We start from the raw sequence: 19,240 nt of genomic DNA on the forward strand, positions 1-19,240 counted from the left end.
ACGAGAGCGTTAGACGCTTGCCCGCGACGGGTCAATCGGCAGCGCTTCGATGATGACGAAAGCCTGCGCGAGGCCTGCATCGTCGGTGATGGTAATATGGATATGGGGCTCGTGGCCCGGTGGGATAAGGCGCTCAAGAGCGCGCAGGGCACCGTTGGTCAATTTCATCGTGGGCTTGCCCGATGGCAGGTTTACAACGCCCATGTCGCGCCAATAAACGCCAAAACTAAGGCCGGTGCCAAGCGCCTTGGAGCACGCCTCCTTGGCGGCGAAGCGCTTGGCGTAAGAGGCGGCGCGCTGGGCCCGGCGATCGGACTTTTTCCGCTCGAGTTCGGTGAAGCAGCGGTTGGTAAAACGGTCGCCATAGCGCTCGATGGTGTTGGCGATGCGATGGATCTGGATGAGGTCGGAGCCGAGGCCGATGATCATTCTTTTATTCCTTGAAGGACCTCCACCTAACCTCCCCCTGGAAGGGGGAGGGATTGCGGCAGTGTTTGCCTCGATCGGCCGCCACCCACCACTGCGCCCCTCCCCCTCTCAGGGGAGGCTGGGTGGGGGTGTCAGCAGTCGCCTATTTCACACCCTGAATACCACGGCTGCCCGGCTTCACCGCCGGGATTGCCGCCAGTTCAGGGGGAAGTTGATCCGCCGGATAGGCCGGAACCTTGAACTCGATCAGCGAAACGAGCGGCACGCCGACATCGGCTTCGCCGCCGGAGCGGTCGATGAGGCAGGCGGCGGCCACGACATTGGCGCCGATGGCGCGGAGGGCGGCGACGCATTCGCGGATGGAAAGGCCGGTCGAGACGATGTCTTCGACGACGATCACCTTGTCATCGGGCGAGATCTCGAAGCCGCGGCGGAGTTCGAACTGGCCTTCTACACGCTCGGTGTAGAGCGCGGGGAGACCAAGTTGGCGCGCGGTTTCATAGCCGGGGATGATGCCACCGATGGCCGGCGAAACGACCTTGGTCACGCCGGGGACTTCGGCCTTGATCTTGTCGGCCAGCGCCTTGCAGAGCTTTTCGGTCTCGGCGGCGTATTGGAAGACTTTTGCTTTTTGCAGGAACAGCGGCGAGCGGAGGCCGGAGGACAGGATGAAGTGGCCTTCGAGCAGGGCCCCACATTTGCGGAAAATATCCAGCACTTCATCTTTCGTCACGGCGCGCACTCCTGTCGACTTTGCCATCCCATTCGAGGGTCGAAATCATGCTCGCTTCCCGAATGCCAGCCCGCTGGACGGCGGAAAGGCCGGGGCTGCGCTTGAGCGTTGCCAGAACATCGGTCAATTGCGCAAGATCGCGGACTTCGATTTCGAAAATCATCTGGTGGAAGTCGGGCGAAATCATCCGCATGACGAGATTGTTGATGTTGGCATCGCAGGCGGCGATGGCCGAGGAGATTTGGGCGAGGGAGCCGGGCTTATTGACCGATTCCATCGACACCACCGTCGCGTAGAGCTTATCCTCGGTGGCAGCAACATCCCAGCGGACGTCGACCCAGGCAAGATCGCCATCGTGCTTTTCGATCAAAGCTTCCGAATGGATCGGATAGACCATGAGCGGAGCCTGCGGCTCCAGAATACCGACGAGGCGGTCACCTGGCACAACGCCTTCACCCGAAATCGTGACCGGCGTGTGGAAATCGAGCTGCGCCAAGGCGGTCTTGGCTGCGGGGCCAGCATGCTGACCACCGGGCACTCGGAACTTGAACTGATCGGTCGCGCGAAGCGCAAACCAGCCATCGGCGGTATCGGCGACAGGCAGATCGAGTTTGCGGCGACGCTTGCGGATGCCTTTTACCTTGGCGAGCGCATTGCCAAGGTCTTCGCTGCCGATCTTCCCTTCGCCGACGGCGATGAGGAATTCGCGCTTGCCGGACTGGCCCATCTCGTCGGCGAGCGTCTTTGTTTCGGAATCGTCGAGCATGACGCCTTCACGCTCGAGCATCATGTTGAGCACGTGTTCGCCGAGCGCCAGAGCACGCTGCATCGAGGATTGACGGACGGCACGGCGAATGGCGGCGCGGGCCTTGCCGGTGGCGGCGATGCCGATCCAATTGCTGGGCGGGCGATGGTTTTGGTCGCGCAGGATTTCGACTTCGTCGCCTGAGCGGAGCTGGGTAACGAGTGGCAGGATCAGGCCATTGATCTTGGCGCCGACGCAGGTGTCGCCAATGTCGGTATGGAGCGCATAGGCAAAATCGATGGGCGTTGCGCCGCGTGGCAGAGCAATCAGGCGCCCGCGCGGGGTGAAGCAGAAGACCTGATCCTGAAACAGTTCAAGCTTGGTGTATTCGAGGAAATCCTCGGCCGAAATGCCCGAGGTCAGGTGGCTGATCGACTGACGCAGCGAGCCATAGGCATGGGATTCGTTTTCGATGCGGGTCAGGTTGGCCGAAGCGCCATCCTTGTAAAGCGCATGTGCCGCGATGCCGAATTCGGCGATACGGTCCATTTCCTCGGTGCGGATTTGCAGCTCGACGCGCTGGCGGCTGGGGCCAACGATCGTCGTATGAATGGAGCGATAATCATTGTGCTTGGGGACAGAGATATAGTCCTTGAACCGCCCCGGCACGACCTTCCAGGTGGTGTGGACGAGCCCCACGGTGCGGTAGCACTGCTCCACGGAATTGACGATGACGCGGAAGCCGATCATGTCAGAGAGCTGTTCGAGCGCGATCGACTTTCGCTGTATCTTGGCAAAGATGGAATAGGGCGACTTGACCCGCGCCTTGACGCGAGTCGCGATCCCCTCGGCAGCAAGGCGCTCGGTTAGCTCGCGCGTGATGGTGTCGATGGCTTCCTTGTTCTCGGCCTGCAGAAAATCGAGGCGCTCGATGATCGCCTTGTAGTGGTCGGGCTGGAGAATGCGGAAGCTGAGATCTTCGAGCTCATTGCGCATATCCTGCATACCCATGCGACCGGCAAGCGGGGCATAGATATCCATGGTTTCCTGCGCGATACGCTGCTGCTTGTCGGCACGCATATATTGCAGGGTGCGCATATTGTGCAGGCGATCGGCAAGCTTCACCAGGAGAACGCGGACGTCCTGGCTGATGGCGAGCAGAAGCTTGCGCAGGTTTTCAGCCTGCGCCTCTTCGCGGCTAACGAGATTGAGGCGCTCGATCTTGGTCAGGCCATCGACGATGGTCGCGATCTCGCCGCCAAAGATCTGGTCGATTTCGGCGCGTGTCGCGTCGGTATCCTCGACCGTATCATGCAGAAGACCAACAGCGATCGAGGCATCATCGAGCTTGAGTTCGGTGAGGATGGCCGCGACTTCGAGGGGATGGTTGAAGTAAGGGTCGCCGGAGGCGCGCTTTTGCGAGCCATGCTTTTGCATGGCGTAAACATAGGCCTTATTCAACAACTGCTCGTCGGCGTTCGGGTTATAGGCCTGAACGCGTTCGACGAGTTCATACTGACGCATCATGGAAGTCGCCGCTCTCGGAAGATTCCATACTTAGCGCGTTGAATGGAAATGGGAAGGGCGCGCGTGAAGTATGTGGTCATGATGGCGGTAGACCCCCGCCTAGCCCCCCCCCCTGGCAGGGAGAGGGATCGAACGGTGGCCCAATAACAACTGAGTCAAACGCGACCAAGTGAGAGCTCAGTGCCCGCTAAAACAAAACACCCCCAGCTCACGCCGAGGGTGTCGTAAATTCAATAAAAGCAGAAAACTTAGTCGTCGCGACGTTCTGGCGGCGCAAGGCTCTCGATGCCGCGGAGAAGTTCTTCTTCGCTGATCGTGTCGAAATTCATCGAGTCATCGTCGCCCGAGCCTTCGAGCAGCGGAGCGGCATGGCTTTCGGGTTCGTCGACTTCGACATACTTCTGCAGCGAGTGGATCAGGTCCTCGTGCAGATCATCAGGAGATATAGTGCCATCGCCGATTTCACGCAGCGCAACGACAGGATTCTTGTCGTTGTCGCGCGAGACGGTGATCTGAGCGCCGGAGGAAATCATGCGCGCACGATGAGCGGCCATGAGGACGAGGTCGAAGCGATTGTCGACCTTCTCGATGCAGTCTTCAACGGTGACGCGTGCCACGAACGTCTCCAAACTTGTGGGGATGAACCGTCCGCATACACCAGGTTAACGCTGCTGGCAAGGGTAACGGGCATAGCCCGCTTGCATTGTTTCTCACCGAAAAATATATGAGGCCGATAATTAAACCTGGATTACCCTGCGCCCTGGCCTAAAACAGCTGCTGCGCCGTCGTATTTTCAAGACCATGTATTTTTTCATTTGGGGACATTCAAATCATGACCGTAGATCCGCGGGAGAAAATTGCGCTCTTCATTGACGGTGCCAATCTCTATGCGACATCCAAGGCGATCGGCATCGATATCGACTATCGCAAGCTTCTCACGGAATTCGGCAGCAAGGCCTATATGCTGCGCGCCAACTATTATACGGCGCTTGTGGAAGATCAGGAATATTCCTCGATCCGGCCGCTGATCGATTGGCTCGACTATAACGGCTATACCGTTGTCACCAAGCCTGCCAAAGAGTTCACCGACGCTCTCGGCCGCCGCAAGATCAAGGGCAATATGGACATCGAACTCTGCGTCGATGCGCTGGAACTGTCCCCATTCTTCGATCACCTCATCCTCTTTTCAGGCGACGGCGATTTTACCGCTCTCGTGGCTGCCCTGCAGCGCAAGGGCAAGCGAGTGACGGTTGTCTCGACGCTGACAACGTCCACGCCGATGATCTCGGACGATCTGCGCCGGCAGGCCGACTTTTTCCTCGATGTCGCTGACCTGGCAAAGACCGTTGGCCGGCCGCAGGTGCAGAGGCCGGTTGAGGTTTGAGCCTCTTCAGAGGCAACAATTCCCTCTTCGCGTCTTAATGCTGATGCGCATGTCCACTCGTCACCATCTCATTCCGAGCAAGCGAGAATTCGATTTGAAACAGAGATCCCCGCTTTCGCCGAGATGACACGGTGTTTAACGATATTGAGACGTGCAGACGGTAGCAGCCTAACCGCGCCCGCCTTCTTTCATGATGCGTGACTTGTCCCGATTCCAGTCGCGATTCCTTTCGGTTTCGCGCTTGTCATAGTTCTTCTTGCCCTTGCCGATGCCAATCAGAAGCTTGGCGCGCCCTTGGTCGTTGAAGAATAGCTGTAGCGGCACGATGGTGTTGCCAGCGCGCGAAACTTCGGTTTCGAGGTGTGCCAACTGCTTTTTGGAAACCAGCAGCTTACGCGGGCGCTTTTCAACGTGGTTGAAGCGGTTGGCCTGCAGATATTCGGGGATGTGGCAATTGATGAGCCACAGTTCACCCTTTTCCGGCGACGCATAAGACTCGGTGATCTGCGCCTTACCCAAGCGGAGCGACTTAACCTCGGTGCCCGTTAGCACGAGACCCGCTTCCATCGTTTCACCAATGGCGTAATCGTAGCGCGAGCGGCGGTTTTCAGCCACGAGGCCGTGGCTGATCACACCGTTTTTCTTCTTGTCGTTCTTTGCCTGTACCATGAGGGCTTAGATAAGTCCTGCATGGGCAATTGCAAAGTCCATCGCGTCCTGCGTTGGCTTGCTGATGGGGGTCAAAGGCAGGCGCATTTCATTCGCGCAAAGATTTAAGCGATTTGCCACATACTTTGCCGGAGCGGGATTGGGCTCCATGAAAAGGTCCTTGTGAAGATAGGACAGCTTTTCATTAATGGCGCGCGCAGCCTTGAAATCGCCAGCCAACGAAAATTCCTGCATCTGCGAACAAAGACGCGGCGCAACATTGGCGGTGACCGAAATGCAGCCATTGCCGCCATGAGCATTGAAACCGAGCGCGGTGCTGTCATCCCCCGAGAGGAGGATGAAATCCTCGCCGAGCTTGACACGCTCCATCGTCGCTCGCTCCAGACTGCCCGTCGCATCTTTGACGCCGATAATGTTGGAATGCGCATCGCGCAGACGAACGATGGTGTCGACGTTCAGGTCTACGACCGTGCGCCCTGGCACACTGTAAAGGATGACCGGGATGCCGATGGCCTTGGCCACGGCCGAAAAATGCTGGAAGAGGCCTTCCTGGTTGGGCTTATTATAATAAGGCACGACAGACAGCACGGCATCAGCGCCGCACTTTTCCGCAAAGCGGGCGAGATCGACCGCTTCCGCGGTCGAATTGGAGCCGGCGCCGGCAACGACCGGCACGCGCTTGTTAGCGACTTCGACGCAGATTTCGACGACACGACGATGTTCTTCATGGCTTACGGTCGGGCTTTCGCCCGTCGTGCCGACGGGAACGAGGCCATGCGTGCCTTCGGCAATCTGCCACTCGACAAAGCTGGCGAAGGCTTTCTCATCCACAACCCCATCACGGAGTGGAGTGATGAGCGCCGTAATCGAACCTCGCAGCATTTTGTCGGTATTCCTCAAATTGCCCGGCCAATCCGGGTCTTTCGCAGAAAGAGGCGTGCAGTTACCTCTCAGGACGCGCACCATACTTTCTGTTTCGCTGTGTCACAAGGCGCATGGCGGCGGTGTTTTAGCCATCCTAAAAAGCTGCTGCGCAAATGCATCAGCGACTTGCACGAGCGGTGTGAGCGGGCGCAAATGCGCCAGGTGTCGAAGAGGAGGTTGCATTGGCAAGGAAACGAGTGATCCCGGCAGAACACAAGCCTTTTGCGGCATTTCCGGTTCGACTTATCGAAACTCGCGCGGCGGGCATCCATGCGGCTGTGCATGTCAGTGGTTCGCTTTCAAACACCGCCATGCCGCTTGTCTGTCTGCCTGGCCTCCAGCGCAACATGAGCGACTTCACAGACTTCACCAGCTACTTCAATCGCGCCGCTGACAACGCGCGTGCGCTCGTTTTGATCGACCTTCCAGGCCGCGGTCGGGCAGACGACAGGGCAAAAGCCGACGATTACAGCACTTTGGCCGATGCCAGAGACGTGGCCGATATTCTCGCCGCGCTTGGAATTCCGCGGGCGATTTTTCTGGGTCAGGGGCAAGGCGGGCATGTCGTTCTATCGCTGGCCGCTCAGCATCCCCTGCTGATCGGCGGCGTGGTGCTGCTCGATTCTGGGCCTATGGTCGATTCTCGCGGAATCGTGCGACTTCGAAACAATCTCGCGCATCTTTCTGCGCTGAAGGGTAGCGGGCGCGTGGCATCTGGATTTCGGCGGATGCTCGCGGGCGATTATCCCGAGCTTGCCGAGGATGCCCTCGACGCGCTCGCCCTGCGTAGCCATTTCATCGACAAGCGTGGGCGCGCTCGACCACTGTTCGACGAAAAGCTCATGTCGCCGCTTGATACCATCGGCGTCGACGACGTTCTGACGCCGCACTGGCCTCTGTTCGACGCACTGGCTTCAGTGCCGCTGATGCTTCTCCGGACGCAACTCACCGACCAGTTGCGGCGCGAAACCTATGACGAAATGGTTCGACGCCGCCCCGATGCGCTGGCATTGACGATCGCCGGCCAAGGGTCCCCTGCCCTGTTCGATCAGCACGAAGAAATCGAGGCAGTGCTGCGCTTCATCACTGATGTGACGGCCATCAAAAAGAAGCGCGCCGCCTGATCACTGCGGCTGGCGTACGGATACCACGATGCGCCGGTTTTGAGCTTTGCCGGCCTGAGTATCGTTATCGGCAACAGGCTGCGCGTCACCGTAGCCGATGGCGTAAAGCCGGCTCGCATCGACACCCAAAGCAATCAGGGCATTAATGACGGCTTCAGCGCGCGAGACGGACAGCGCCAAATTAGCGGACGCCACACCGTCGGAGTCCGTATGGCCGGCTACGTCGAGCGCTGCGCTGGGACACTGGTTGGCGGCAGTGGCCATCGCTTGAAGGATGACGTCAGTTCCTTCAGCGAGCACAGCCGCACCGGATTTGAACAGGATGCCGTTTTGCGCGGACAATTGGCTGAGCGACGCGCTGCAAGCCGCTATGTCGTCTGCATTCGAGACGGGCGGCGTCGTTGGAGCGACTGAGGTTGCGACCTCAACTTCCGGGATCGCGGGGATTGCTTCAGCAATTGCGGTTGGCGTACTCGCTTCGGCATCAGCGGGTACAGGCTGTTCTGCCGGGGCATCCAAAACTTGCGTTGCCACGCTGGATTCTGCTGGAGCACTCACTTCTATGGTCCAGCCATCAAAGGCGGCCAACGATTGTGTGATTTGCTGACCCGCTTCCGAGCTATCGCCGTCACCGACGATCGACCACTTGCCGATTTCGTAAGAAACCGTGCCCGCATTCAGCAATGTCAGTGCGTCAGCAGCCGCGAGCGCCTCGGTGATGAAACCCTGGGGTGCATTATTGGCGATGGAGGCTTCGTCCTGAAGTTGATTTCCAAGACGGAGCGCGACGACGCGCTTGAAGGCTTCTGTTGGGACCGCACCTGTCATTATGATCGCGCCGGTGTCGCTTTTCTTAAGCCGCCAGTTGAATGCAGCCGCTTCAGGCGCAGGGTCACTTAGGGCAAGGCTCCAGCCGCCTTCTGCCATTCGATCATCGGAGAAGCTGATTCGTATGGCGTTCGCATCGGCGGCGCTTTTGGGCGTGCCAGAAATAAGCCACGAGCCGCCTTCGAGCTTCACCTCACCCGTTTGAAGCCGATCAAGGAGGGAGAGCGCCTCATCGACAGCGCGTTCGAAATTGACAGGTTCACCCGAGGCGAAGCGGAGCGTTGAACTGGATCGCGGTCCGACGGCAGCAAGAACGCGCTGTTCGAAACTAGGCTGCGGCACGAATCCGGAGGCGACAAATGACCCATTTCCTTGCTTGCGCAAGCTGAAGGTATAGTTTTTTTCGAGAGGAGCGGTGACTTCGGACTTCGCAAGGATCAAGCCTGACGGCGGCTTTGGCGCCTGCGGTTCTGTCAGACCCCAAAAGTCCGCTTGAGTGGCAGCAGTGCCGCTGATGGTTATGACATCGCCGCGGAGGGCAAAACGCCCCTCGCTCATACGCTCGAGTGCCGAGAGACCAAAAGCAACTGCGGCGTCGTAGCTGGCTGGTGCACCGCTACCAAGTTTCAAGAATGATACATCGGCCGACGGAGTTTCAGCAAAATTGGTGCGGGCAGCGTCGCTTGGAGCATATCCATCGAAAACAAGTATTCCGTTTGGCTGTCGAGAAATGCTGACCCAATAGTCCTGAACGACCGGCGGAGGAACAGTCACCACCGAAGACTGCGCGACAACAGGCGCCGCAGCCACAGCAAGAGCAAAACCGAGCGTAAGGAAGCTAGGCGCCGCGAGGTGACGGATTTTGCTCTTCATGACGATTCCAATGAGTGACGCAACTGCCTGACGCTAAATCAATTACCCGCCCGGAAAAAGGCAGCGATCGGCAAAAACGCAGACTTTCAAAAGCAGAAAGGCCCGGCTTGCGCCGGGCCTTTCCAATTGGAAACCGAGACTTCGATTATTCGAAGGACTTGGCAGCCTTGAAGGTGACCTTGTAGGCCGATTCCGAGTTGAGTTCGCCCTTGACGGACGAGGTGAAACCGCCGCCTGGAGCCCAAGCGAGTTCAGCCGAACCGTAGAACACGTTGTCGTTCTGGAAAGCAGCGCTGTCTGCGATGGCGTTACCGAAGTAACCGCCAACTTCACCCGTGACCTTGATGGTCTGCGTGACAGCAGCAACGATCTGAGCAGCAACCTGCCAAGTCGAAGCGTCGTTCACTGCGCCACCAACGTCGTCGAAGAAGTAACGAGCGCCGAGGTTGATATCAACGCCTTCAGAAACGTTCACACCGATCGAGCCACCAACACCGTAGTCGGTGTAGTTGCCAGCAGCTGAGTTGTTGACGTTGGCGATTTCACCCGAGAGAGCGATCTTAAACAGGTCGAAGGTGCCTTCGGCGCTGACGAGTGCGTTCAGGACGTCAGCAGTCGAGAACTTGAAGTTATCCCAGTATGAAACCGCACCACGAACCTTGAAGGCGTCGAAGGTGCCGGTTGCGCCAGCGTGGATAGCCCACGATTCGACGTTGCCGTCGAGGATACCAAAAGCAGCGCCAGTAACGTGAGCGGTGAGGCCTTCACCAGCGTACGAAACAACACCAACCAGAGTACCAGCAGCGGACGACGAATTGGTACCGGCAACTGCATTGTCACCGACAGCACCCGGACGGCTGCCGAGGTTTTCGAGACCAACACCAACGTTCACGCCGTTGCCGAGATCGGAAACGACCTGGATTACGTGGCCGCCGAGACCATCGTAGTCACCGTCGATACCGACGCCGTCGCCGTCAATGGCGTCGGAGTTGAACAGCTTGAGGTAGTTGAATGGAGCGTCGTCGCCGAGGTTCGCGATCGAACCCTTCTTACCAGCCATGATTACAGTGGTGTCACCGACGGAAACATAAGCTTCGTCGATCGAGAACGGCTGGGTATCGCCGTTAACAACGCGACCTGGGGTGAAACCAGCAGGAACGGCATTTGCGCGGTTCGACTGACCTTCGTTCCAGTTCTGGTAACGCTCAACAGCCTTGAGCTTGATAACGGCCTTAGCAGGACCGAAATCGGAGTCGGCGGTACCAACGGCCTTGAGCCAGGTCTCAACCTTCGATTCCCAGTCGTTGTCATAGGTCACGCCACCAACGGTAACGCTACCAGCGTCGGCAATATTGCGAGCACCGTCAAAGGTACCGGCAACGCGGGATTCCGTATTCCAGTCGCCCCACATGAATTCATAGGTCACGCCGCCGGAGAGCTGCAGGCAGTTGGTGTCGGACGAGATGGTCAGGCCCGAAAGACCGAGAGCGTCGCAGACGTCCAGCGAGGTGAGGACGCCCAGATCGGCGGCAAAGCCAGCGGTCGAGAGACCAGCGGCGGCAACAGAACCGAGGATAAGGCTCTTGAGTTTCATTAGTTGACCTCCAAAGTCAGTCATTTTGGTGCCGGTTACCCAGCGGTTTGTCGTAACGCGACCACACTATTCGTGGTGCAGTGTGTTGCCGTCGCGTTGCGACCGACAAACGATCCCATGCATGGATTCGCAAGACCCACTCTACGCATGCCGGAATTGGACGCAATCGAACAAAACGCCATTTTAGCCGCCACAATATGGTTGCGTTTCGGATGTTGCAGATTCAGCACACAGATCGAAACCTTCTGTTAAGATTTGTGAACCTGTCGTTAAAAACCCCGGTCTCTCGGGGGTTTGCAGCAAGAAACCCGAAACTTCTCGTATCCCGGACCCATGATTTGACAGAGCGGCGTTCGTACATGAGACATGGCATAACCATGGCCGCTATGTGGAGAAGAGCGCGATGAGCACGACAGGAATTGCATTGGTTACCGGGGGCACATCGGGAATCGGGCGGGCGGTCGCCGCAGGCTTGGTCACTGCAGGATGGCAGGTCATCATCTGCGGGCGGCGCACCGAGCTCGTCGAAAAAGCGATGCCGGAAATGGGCGTTGACGGTTTTGTCTGCGACGTAACGGACCCGGACGCGGTCGCAGACATGTTGGTGGAAATTCGTCAGCGGCACGGGCGGCTTGATCTGGTCTTTAACAATGCCGGCCGCTTCGCTCCAGCCAAGATTTTCGGGGATCTCGACGTCGCAACCTGGCGCGAGATGATCGACACCAATCTCAACGGCGCCTTTTACGTTGCGCGCGAGGCGTTCCGACTGATGCGGGAGCAAACACCGCAAGGGGGGCGTATCATCAATAACGGATCAATCTCCGCACATGCGCCGCGCCCACAGGCCGCGTCATATACTGCATCCAAGCATGCCATCACGGGGCTCACCAAGGCGATATCGCTCGATGGTCGGACATTCGACATTGCCTGCGGGCAAATCGATATCGGTAACGCGGCAACCGACATGACGAGCCAGATGAATTCCGGCTCCTTGCAGCCAAACGGCGAAATGATGCCGGAGCCCACATTCGACCTCCAGCATGTGGTCGACGCCATTACCTATATGGCAAGCCTGCCGCTTTCCGCGAACGTTCAGTTCATGACGGTGATGGCGACCAAGATGCCCTATATCGGGCGCGGCTGATCAAGCTTGAAACGCTTTTACGCCATTGATCCAGGTCGAGCGGACTGAGCGCCCCTTAGAAAGGTGAACGAAACTGCCGACGGCGCCCTTTAGAAGAGTGCCGTGGGTATCTGCAATATTCATAGCTTCTGCGGGATAGAGCGAGGCCATTCGGAGCGCTTCGCTTGGATCCAGGCCGATTGTGTCGATCATGAAATTGACGGCATCGATCATGTCGAGGTCTGCGCCCGCCAGGGTGCCGTCGGCCAAGCGAAGCGCACCATCCGAGCGGGTGATGGTTCGTCCGTTGAGTGTCAGTGTTTGTATGTCGGTCCCGGTTTGCGACATGGCGTCGGTGACGAGAAAAATGCGCCCGTCTCCTCGCTTCCCGCGCAGGGCAATACCGATGCTGCCGGCGTGAACATGGATGCCGTCAGCGATCAATCCAGCGAAGATGTCGGGACGATCAAGCACGGCACCGACAAGACCCGGCTCGCGGTTGCCGATCTGGCTCATGGCATTGAAGAGATGCGTGGCCATGGTTGCGCCCGCGTCGAACGCGGCGATGGCCTCATTGTAGCTTGCGTCCGAATGGCCAAGACTAACGACGGCGCCGGCCTGGACCAGTTCATTGATTTGTTCGGCAGGAACGGTTTCAGCGGCAACAGTACACAGAAGGTTGGGCAAATCTGCTGCCGCAGACTTGAGCCGAGCGAGGTCGGCATCCGTCATTGCCCGGATAAGCGCGGGGTCATGGGTCCCTTTACGCGAAATCGCGAGGTGTGGCCCCTCTAGATGAAGCCCCAGAAATCCAGGCACATGTGCTTGAGCCGCCGCCTTGCCCGCCGCTATAGCGGCCTCGTTGACCTCGACGGTATCCGTAATCAAGGTCGGCAAAAGGCCAGTCGTGCCAAATTGCGCGTGCGCGGCACATATCGTGCGGATGCCGTCAAGTGATGGATCGTTGTTGAGCAGGACGCCGCCACCGCCATTGACCTGCAGGTCAATGAAGCCTGGGACGATCATGCCCCCATCAAGCCGAACACGCTCAGCATTGGCGGGAATATCGCTTTCACGCACGATGCCAGAGACGTAGCCAAACTCGATCAGCAGCGCAGCATCGTCATGCCAATCGCGGCTATCAAAGATGCGGGCGCCAGAAATGGCGAGAAGATCGCTCATACCGTTTCGGTCACCTTTTTCAGCGCCGGTGGCACGTCAGGGTTGAGACCGCGGTGTCGGGACAAGGCCTCGACGAAGCCATAGAACGATACGATCAGCGACAGCGGATCAGTGATCGGATGTCCTGTCGCTGCAAAGGGCAGACCCTTGGCCGCGCCGGGTCTATCACTGGTGAGGAAGGACAAGGCGCCCTGCCCGGCCAGTTTGTGAGCCATGTCAGCCACCGACACTTCGGCCGCATCACGGGCGGCAAGGCCAAGAACGGGATAGCCGGGGGTAACGATGGCAACCGGACCATGCATGACTTCGGCAGCGCTATAGGATTCTGCCTGAATGTTGCAGGTTTCCTTGAACTTGAGCGCAGCTTCATTGGCGATGGCAAAGCCTGGCCCGCGCCCGAGCACGTAGAGCGCATTGTGCCCGTCGAGGGCGCCGATGAGCTCGGACCAGTCGCAGGCGACGGCCTTGGCGAGACTTTCCGGCAATGCATCGATCGCCCGAGACAGTTCGGCATCGCCGCTCCAGCGCGACACGAGCGCAAGCCCGGCTACCACCGACGTCACGAAAGTCTTGGTGGCCGCCACGCTCTGCTCGAGCCCGGCATGGAGATCAACGGTAAAATCGCTCGCTTCGGCGAGAGGCGAACCGGCCGTGTTGGTGATGGCGATTGCCGTTGCACCGCTGCGACGCGCCGACTGCGCCATGCCGACAATATCGGGGCTCTTGCCGGATTGGGAAATTGCGATAGCGGCCGCGCTTGGAAGGTGCAGATCCTTGCCATAGATCGAGGCAATGGATGGACCGATGGAGGCGACCGGCAAGCCGAGGGTCAATTCGATGGCGTATTTCAAATAAGAGCACGCGTGATCGGAGGAGCCACGGGCGACGGTGACGACCACTGCCGGGTTCTCTTCGCGAAGGCGCTTTGCTGCGGCGTCGAGCGTGCCGGACGACTGGCTGAGGAAGTTCGAAACGACCTGTGGAATCTCGTTCACTTCACGGCGCATGTGGGTCTGGATGGTCATGGCTTGCTTGCTCCGTTCGGTGTGCCATCGCCGAGCCGAAGTTCGGCGACAAAGTCATAGGTGTCGCCCCGGTAAATGGAGCGGGTAAATTCGATAACGCGGCCCGATGGCAGATAGGACGTGCGCTCGATATTGAGCCCGGCCGATCCGACCGGCACCTGCAAGAGGTGTGCATCATCTTCGCCAAGATTGGCGGCGCGGATGCGTTGGATGGCGCGAGTGGGCCGATTTCCAGAGAGATCGAGGTGCTTATAAAGAGAGTCCCCGATTGCGACCGGCTCAGGAAGTATCGTTCCGGAGAGGCTGGCGCGTTCGATGGCGAGGGGCGTATCTCCGGTCAGGCGCAAACGCGCGATCCGCGCCACCTTTTCGCCGGAGGACAGGCCAAGAATTACCGTTTCTTCGGGGGACGGCACGTAGAGACCGCGATCGAGCCACTCGGCGTGCACTTCCATGCCCCGACGCGCCATATCCTCGGTGAATGAGGTGAGCTGAGACAGGGACTGTTCCACACGCTGCGTGGGCGGGGCGACAAACGTGCCGGAGCCGTGGCGCTGAACCAGAACGCCTTCTTGGACCAATTGCGTCACGGCCTTCCGGACTGTGACCCGGGACACATCGACTTTTAGCGCTAGGTCGCGTTCAGACGGTAGAGCGTCGCCGGGGTTGATGGCGCCATTGTTTATTGCATCCTCTATCCAACGCTTGAGCTGGAGATAGAGTGGACCGGTCTGCGAAAGCGCAATGGGGCGATCAGAGAAGAAGGCTTCATAGGCTTCAGTCATGCTCCCCCCGGAAAATAAATACCAATGAAATACCATTGGCAGAAGCTAGGCGCCGATCAGGTCGCCCCAAAGGTCGGACGCTCCATGATTTTGCTACACAAGTTAAGCTAACGAGCCTTTGGCGTTATGCCAAGTGGACCACAACTGGACAAGTGGTATTTTTTTGGCATTATCCGGGCATGGAGCAATCAATGTCATCACGCCGCACCGAAAATCGTCACGCCGCTGCAACGGGGCTCGACACTCGACCGCCCGAAGAGGTGCTGGATGTCTTGGCAGAAGGGCAAGCCGAGGCTGCGCTGAGCGTGCGTTCGGCTGTAGCAGATCTGGCGCGCGCCGCCACACTCGCAGCGGAAACGATCGAGGCAGGTGGGAGGCTCGTCTACGCGGCGGCAGGCAGTTCGGGCCTGATGGCTTTGGCCGATGCACTGGAACTGCCTGGCACGTATGGAATCAGGCGAGAGCAGATCGTTGTCTTATTGGCTGGTGGGGCCGATGCGCTTGTGAACATGACAGGCGGCCCGGAGGACGACGGCGACGCAGCGCGACAGGCCATTGAGACATTGCAGCTCGATAGCCGGGACTGCGTGATCGGCGTTACTGCTAGTGGCCAGACACCCTACCCAATCGAGGCGTTGCGTAGGGCGAAGGAACGTGGGGCGAAGACGATCGGCTTTGCCAATAATGCCGGGACGCGCATTCTCGAAATAGCCGATGTGGGTATCTGCCTGCCAACGCCGCCGGAGGTGATTGCCGGATCGACCCGCATGGGCGCGGGCACTGCGCAGAAGATCGCGCTCAATATGCTGTCGACGATGATGGCCATCCACCTCGGCCACGTGCATGACGGCTACATGGTCAATGTGGTGGCCGACAATATCAAGCTGCGGGAAAGAGCGAAGGGTATTGTTGCGGCTATTTCGGGGGCCAGTGCTGAACGCGCTGCGGCGGTGCTGGAGACGAGCGAGGGAGCGGTAAAACCGGCGGTGTTGCTGGCCGCTGGCGCGGCAGACCTCCGCACGGCCGAAGCGATATTAGCTGAGCACAAGGGACATTTGCGGCCGGCTCTGGCTGCACTGCAAGGCTGAGCCACTGCGTCTATTCAAATGGTCAAGTAGCCCTCATCTTGAGGTGCTCGCCACAGGCGAGCCTCGAAGGACGAGGGCGTGCACCGATATTTAAGTGCCACGCCCTCGTGGTTCGAGGCTTCGCTACGCTGCGCACCTCACCATGAGGACTGCTGAGGGCTACCTCAATTGATTGGCACACCGGAAGACGGGCGCGCTCGACAGCGTCTTTGCGTCCAGCTCTATGAGCGATCGAACCATAAAGACATGCCCCTGCCCCGGCAGTAGTGTGACCAGCATATCGTCGATTTCTGCGTCCGGATGAAGGCGATCCACAAAGAGGCAGATGTCCTTGACGAAGCTCTCGGCCGCCACTGTCACTTTCCAGCTTTCGTCCACGCGTTCGACCGTTAGGCTGAACTTCGGTTCGGGCAGCGCGAGGTCGATGTCCTCGGCAAAATAGTAGAAGGCCGTGCTGTCGTGCATTGTGGCGACGAGCAGTTCGTTGGATTTGTCGCTGGGCGTCGCAACGTCGGCGGGGATTGGGAGTTCGGCGGCCGAGAGACGATCTGCGCATAGGCGCCAGTGGGTCCATTCGGCGAGGACCGTACCGTCGAAGCGGAGGCGCTTGATGGTAACGGGACCGCGCCAGAAGAGCGTGCGTTCGTTGACGGCAATGACGCTGAAGCCCTCGCCGCGTGTTTGGATGGTCAGCAGGTGCGGATGATAGACCGCGCGGAGCGCATACCAGAGTGGTTTCAGGCGCCCATAGCCGTCAATCGCGGCCCAGGAGTTGACTGGCCAGCAATCGTTCAATTGCCAGACGATGGCGCCCATATTGCGGCCGCGATGGCTGCGCATGTGTTCGATGCCGAACGTGATGGCGCGAGCCTGATTGAGCTGCGTGGCGAAGTGCCAATCGTCCATATTTTGCGGATCGGGCAAGTGGCCCTTGAGACCACGCAAAAGCTTGTCGTTGCCGATGGTCGCCTTTTGGTGATGCCAAACGCCGGGCGAGGTCGGAGTCAGCGGATTGTCGTGGACCGATTGGGTCAGCGTTGCCCATGTCGGCGGCGCTTGCCAGCCAAATTCGGAGCAAAAGCGCGGGACAGAGTCGGCGTAATGCTCGTAGCCGATCTCGTTCCAGACATCCCAAAGGTGGGTGCAGCCGTGGGCGGGATCATTGGGGTGGATGTCCATCGAGCCCGAATAGGGGCTGCCAGCCCAATAGGGTCGCGTCGGGTCGAGTTCGGCGACGAGGCGCGGCAAGAGGTCGAGATAGTAGCCGAGGCCCCACGTTCGGCCATCAAGCGCTTCCTGCCAGCCCCAATCGAACCAGCCCCAGATATTCTCATTGTTGCCGTTCCAAAGCACCAGCGAGGGATGCGGCATGAGGCGGACTATGTTGTCGCGCGCTTCGGCTTCGACTTCGGCGGGGAGATCGCCTTCTTCCGGATAGGCGGCGCAGGCGAACAGAAAGTCTTGCCAGACAAGCATGCCCTGACGGTCGCATTCCTCGTAGAAGGCGTCAGTTTCATAGATGCCGCCACCCCAGACACGGAGCATGTTGATGTTGGCAGCCTTCGCCTGGGCGATCCGGGCGGCGTAGCGCTCAGGCGTGACGCGCGGCAAGAAGCAATCGTCGGGGATCCAGTTAGCGCCGCAGATATAGACGGGCACATCGTTGATGACGAAGGTGAATGGAGCGCCTTCGGCATCAGGCGTAGTGTCGAGGCGGAGGGAGCGGAAACCGATCTTTCGCTGCCAGGTGTCCAAGACGGTATCACCAGCGAGCAGCTCAATCGCCAGGTCATAGAGCGGTTGATTGCCGAGACCGGTGGGCCACCAAAGTTGAGGGCTGAGAACGGTCAGTTCCGCAAAGCCGGCCGGCAACGTAACCGTTTCGCCAGCGACTGAGACGCGCAGCATCAGGTCGGAAGTTTCGCCTTCGATCTCGGCGTCGATGCCAACGTGGCCGTCGGCGCCTTTGAGGGTGATTTCCGGACGGATCGCGCCGAGACGCGCTGTTGACCAGGACTGTAGCGTAACGCCCTGCCAAAGACCGGTCGTAACCAGAGTCGGGCCCCAGTCCCAACCGAAATTGCAGGCCATCTTTCGCATCAGGTTCGCTGGGCCGGGATAGTTGTTCGGCCGCGGCTCATAAATCTTATCGAGCGCTTCGCCGCGCTTCCAGGCGGATTCGAAGGTAACCGCGAGGTGGTTTTCGCCGGCACGCAGATGATCGCGAACAGCGAAACGGTAGGTCCGGTTCATGTTGGCGGTTTCGCCGAGTGTGACGCCGTTGAGCACGACGGTCGCGAAGGTGTCGAGGCCTGCGAAGACGAGGTCGACGATTTCGGAGCCGTCATCTGTCCAATTGAATGTCGTCTCGTAGCGCCAGTCGCATTTGCCGACCCAGTCGACGGCGATTTCGTTGAGATCGAGATAGGGATCAGGAATGAGGCGAGCGGCGAGCAGATCGGTGTGGACCGTGCCCGGCACGGTCGCGGGGATCGTGCTCGGGAGGCCCGGTCTGGCACCTAGACCGCCAAGGCAGGATAGGGTCCAGCCGCTGTCTAGCACCTGTTCGTTTCGTGCCATGTCCTACTCCTCACCCACTCGACGGCGCTTCCATACAACAGAAGTTTGGTGGTCCGGACGAAATTTTCAGTTGGAAATGTCGAAGCGCCTGTGGCCCTTTCGTCGCCAGGGCAGATCCAACCCAATAGAGGGCATTCAAATGAGCAATGACACTATCGATGCCGACCGCGACCTGCTTCTGACCCGCCTGATCGACGCGCCGCCGGAAGCTGTCTATCGCTGCTGGACGGAGCCAGCGCTGATGACACAGTGGTTTGCCCCAAAGCCCTGGTCGACCCCTCGCGCGACCGTCGACCTCCGCGTCGGCGGCGGCAATGTTGTGGTGATGGCCGATGAGGCGGGCAACGAGTTTCCCAATCCCGGCCAGTATTTCGAAATCGTGCCGAACAAGAAGCTGGTTTTCACTGACGCCTATGTCGGGGACTGGAAGCCTTCGGCCAAGCCGTTCTTTACTTGCACGCTGACCTTCGAGAACGAAGGTGGCAAGACGCGGTATACGGCAGTCGCGCGGCACTGGAATAAGGAAGACAAGGAGGCCCACGAGAAGATGGGATTCCACGAGGGCTGGGGCATGGTTGCCGCGCAGCTTGAGGAAGTCGCTAAGGGGCTTTGAGAAGCCCCCTTATC

Annotated in this window: 17 protein-coding genes; 5 read left to right on the top strand and 12 right to left on the bottom strand. The window is 59.1% G+C overall.

The genetic code is table 11. The features are described 5' to 3' along the window. Nucleotides 1-9: 9 nt before the first annotated feature. From acpS to rpoZ, 4 genes are all read right to left on the bottom strand, one after another. Nucleotides 10-429, bottom strand: a complete 420-nt coding sequence (gene acpS, locus ASG47_RS02020; RefSeq protein ID WP_061907053.1) for a holo-ACP synthase — start codon at nucleotides 427-429, stop codon at nucleotides 10-12. A gap of 142 nt (nucleotides 430-571) precedes the next feature. Further along, a complete protein-coding gene (pyrE, locus tag ASG47_RS02025; RefSeq protein WP_156463945.1) occupies nucleotides 572-1,162 on the bottom strand; it encodes an orotate phosphoribosyltransferase in 591 nt (196 codons plus the stop codon). Further along, entirely contained in the window at nucleotides 1,149-3,434 is a 2,286-nt protein-coding gene (locus ASG47_RS02030; RefSeq protein ID WP_061907055.1) for a RelA/SpoT family protein, read from the bottom strand. Before ASG47_RS02030 ends, pyrE begins: the two co-directional genes overlap by 14 nt. 248 nt (nucleotides 3,435-3,682) lie before the next feature. Then, nucleotides 3,683-4,051, bottom strand: a complete 369-nt coding sequence (gene rpoZ, locus ASG47_RS02035) for a DNA-directed RNA polymerase subunit omega (RefSeq protein ID WP_061907277.1) — start codon at nucleotides 4,049-4,051, stop codon at nucleotides 3,683-3,685. 215 nt (nucleotides 4,052-4,266) lie between these two features. Here rpoZ and ASG47_RS02040 point away from each other — a divergent pair, with 215 nt between their 5' ends. Further along, the gene (locus ASG47_RS02040) at nucleotides 4,267-4,818 is read left to right on the top strand and encodes an NYN domain-containing protein (RefSeq protein ID WP_061907056.1); all 552 of its coding nucleotides are present in this window, start codon (nucleotides 4,267-4,269) and stop codon (nucleotides 4,816-4,818) included. Nucleotides 4,819-4,986: 168 nt separating this feature from the next. On the opposite strand, the gene smpB is transcribed toward ASG47_RS02040, so the two are convergent. Continuing rightward, nucleotides 4,987-5,487 (bottom strand): SsrA-binding protein SmpB, encoded by a 501-nt coding sequence (smpB, locus tag ASG47_RS02045; RefSeq protein WP_061907057.1) that lies wholly within the window; start codon nucleotides 5,485-5,487, stop codon nucleotides 4,987-4,989. 6 nt (nucleotides 5,488-5,493) lie between these two features. Continuing rightward, the gene (gene dapA, locus ASG47_RS02050) at nucleotides 5,494-6,369 is read right to left on the bottom strand and encodes a 4-hydroxy-tetrahydrodipicolinate synthase (RefSeq protein ID WP_156463946.1); all 876 of its coding nucleotides are present in this window, start codon (nucleotides 6,367-6,369) and stop codon (nucleotides 5,494-5,496) included. A gap of 224 nt (nucleotides 6,370-6,593) precedes the next feature. Here dapA and ASG47_RS02055 point away from each other — a divergent pair, with 224 nt between their 5' ends. After that, a complete protein-coding gene (locus ASG47_RS02055) occupies nucleotides 6,594-7,535 on the top strand; it encodes an alpha/beta fold hydrolase (protein WP_156463947.1) in 942 nt (313 codons plus the stop codon). On the opposite strand, the gene ASG47_RS02060 is transcribed toward ASG47_RS02055, so the two are convergent. Both ASG47_RS02060 and ASG47_RS02065 read right to left on the bottom strand, forming a co-directional pair. After that, nucleotides 7,536-9,236, bottom strand: a complete 1,701-nt coding sequence (locus ASG47_RS02060; protein ID WP_061907060.1) for an OmpA family protein — start codon at nucleotides 9,234-9,236, stop codon at nucleotides 7,536-7,538. It abuts the gene before it with no gap. A gap of 145 nt (nucleotides 9,237-9,381) precedes the next feature. Beyond that, nucleotides 9,382-10,830, bottom strand: a complete 1,449-nt coding sequence (locus ASG47_RS02065) for a hypothetical protein (RefSeq protein WP_061907061.1) — start codon at nucleotides 10,828-10,830, stop codon at nucleotides 9,382-9,384. A gap of 403 nt (nucleotides 10,831-11,233) precedes the next feature. Between ASG47_RS02065 and ASG47_RS02070 the strand changes: the two genes are divergently transcribed. After that, the gene (locus ASG47_RS02070) at nucleotides 11,234-11,974 is read left to right on the top strand and encodes an SDR family oxidoreductase (RefSeq protein ID WP_061907062.1); all 741 of its coding nucleotides are present in this window, start codon (nucleotides 11,234-11,236) and stop codon (nucleotides 11,972-11,974) included. On the opposite strand, the gene nagA is transcribed toward ASG47_RS02070, so the two are convergent. The 3 genes from nagA to ASG47_RS02085 are packed head-to-tail and all read right to left on the bottom strand — an operon-like array spanning nucleotide 11,975 to nucleotide 14,945. After that, nucleotides 11,975-13,135 carry an N-acetylglucosamine-6-phosphate deacetylase gene (gene nagA, locus ASG47_RS02075; protein WP_061907063.1) on the bottom strand — a complete coding sequence of 387 codons (1,161 nt, stop codon included), beginning with the start codon at nucleotides 13,133-13,135 and terminating at the stop codon, nucleotides 11,975-11,977. Beyond that, a complete protein-coding gene (locus ASG47_RS02080) occupies nucleotides 13,132-14,160 on the bottom strand; it encodes an SIS domain-containing protein (protein WP_061907064.1) in 1,029 nt (342 codons plus the stop codon). The genes nagA and ASG47_RS02080 overlap by 4 nt, the downstream gene beginning before the upstream one ends. Further along, complete coding sequence (locus ASG47_RS02085; protein ID WP_061907065.1) at nucleotides 14,157-14,945, bottom strand: GntR family transcriptional regulator; 789 nt, start codon at nucleotides 14,943-14,945, stop codon at nucleotides 14,157-14,159. The genes ASG47_RS02080 and ASG47_RS02085 overlap by 4 nt, the downstream gene beginning before the upstream one ends. A gap of 191 nt (nucleotides 14,946-15,136) precedes the next feature. Between ASG47_RS02085 and ASG47_RS02090 the strand changes: the two genes are divergently transcribed. Beyond that, the gene (locus ASG47_RS02090) at nucleotides 15,137-16,033 is read left to right on the top strand and encodes an N-acetylmuramic acid 6-phosphate etherase (RefSeq protein ID WP_061907066.1); all 897 of its coding nucleotides are present in this window, start codon (nucleotides 15,137-15,139) and stop codon (nucleotides 16,031-16,033) included. Nucleotides 16,034-16,192: 159 nt separating this feature from the next. Here the strand turns inward: ASG47_RS02090 and ASG47_RS02095 are convergent, their stop codons facing one another. Then, complete coding sequence (locus ASG47_RS02095) at nucleotides 16,193-18,613, bottom strand: glycoside hydrolase family 2 protein (protein ID WP_061907067.1); 2,421 nt, start codon at nucleotides 18,611-18,613, stop codon at nucleotides 16,193-16,195. A gap of 139 nt (nucleotides 18,614-18,752) precedes the next feature. Between ASG47_RS02095 and ASG47_RS02100 the strand changes: the two genes are divergently transcribed. Beyond that, complete coding sequence (locus ASG47_RS02100) at nucleotides 18,753-19,226, top strand: SRPBCC family protein (protein WP_061907068.1); 474 nt, start codon at nucleotides 18,753-18,755, stop codon at nucleotides 19,224-19,226. Nucleotides 19,227-19,240 lie beyond the last annotated feature (14 nt).

This window comes from Devosia sp. Leaf420, assembly GCF_001425445.1.
Lineage (GTDB): Bacteria > Pseudomonadota > Alphaproteobacteria > Rhizobiales > Devosiaceae > Devosia.

Coding starts and splice junctions, on each gene's coding strand:
- acpS (WP_061907053.1), bottom strand. CDS start 429: ATGATCATCGGCCTCGGCTCCGACCTCATCCAGATCCATCGCATCGCC.
- ASG47_RS02030 (WP_061907055.1), bottom strand. CDS start 3,434: ATGATGCGTCAGTATGAACTCGTCGAACGCGTTCAGGCCTATAACCCG.
- ASG47_RS02040 (WP_061907056.1), top strand. CDS start 4,267: ATGACCGTAGATCCGCGGGAGAAAATTGCGCTCTTCATTGACGGTGCC.
- smpB (WP_061907057.1), bottom strand. CDS start 5,487: ATGGTACAGGCAAAGAACGACAAGAAGAAAAACGGTGTGATCAGCCAC.
- dapA (WP_156463946.1), bottom strand. CDS start 6,369: ATGCTGCGAGGTTCGATTACGGCGCTCATCACTCCACTCCGTGATGGG.
- ASG47_RS02060 (WP_061907060.1), bottom strand. CDS start 9,236: ATGAAGAGCAAAATCCGTCACCTCGCGGCGCCTAGCTTCCTTACGCTC.
- ASG47_RS02065 (WP_061907061.1), bottom strand. CDS start 10,830: ATGAAACTCAAGAGCCTTATCCTCGGTTCTGTTGCCGCCGCTGGTCTC.
- ASG47_RS02070 (WP_061907062.1), top strand. CDS start 11,234: ATGAGCACGACAGGAATTGCATTGGTTACCGGGGGCACATCGGGAATC.
- nagA (WP_061907063.1), bottom strand. CDS start 13,135: ATGAGCGATCTTCTCGCCATTTCTGGCGCCCGCATCTTTGATAGCCGC.
- ASG47_RS02080 (WP_061907064.1), bottom strand. CDS start 14,160: ATGACCATCCAGACCCACATGCGCCGTGAAGTGAACGAGATTCCACAG.
- ASG47_RS02085 (WP_061907065.1), bottom strand. CDS start 14,945: ATGACTGAAGCCTATGAAGCCTTCTTCTCTGATCGCCCCATTGCGCTT.
- ASG47_RS02090 (WP_061907066.1), top strand. CDS start 15,137: ATGTCATCACGCCGCACCGAAAATCGTCACGCCGCTGCAACGGGGCTC.
- ASG47_RS02095 (WP_061907067.1), bottom strand. CDS start 18,613: ATGGCACGAAACGAACAGGTGCTAGACAGCGGCTGGACCCTATCCTGC.
- ASG47_RS02100 (WP_061907068.1), top strand. CDS start 18,753: ATGAGCAATGACACTATCGATGCCGACCGCGACCTGCTTCTGACCCGC.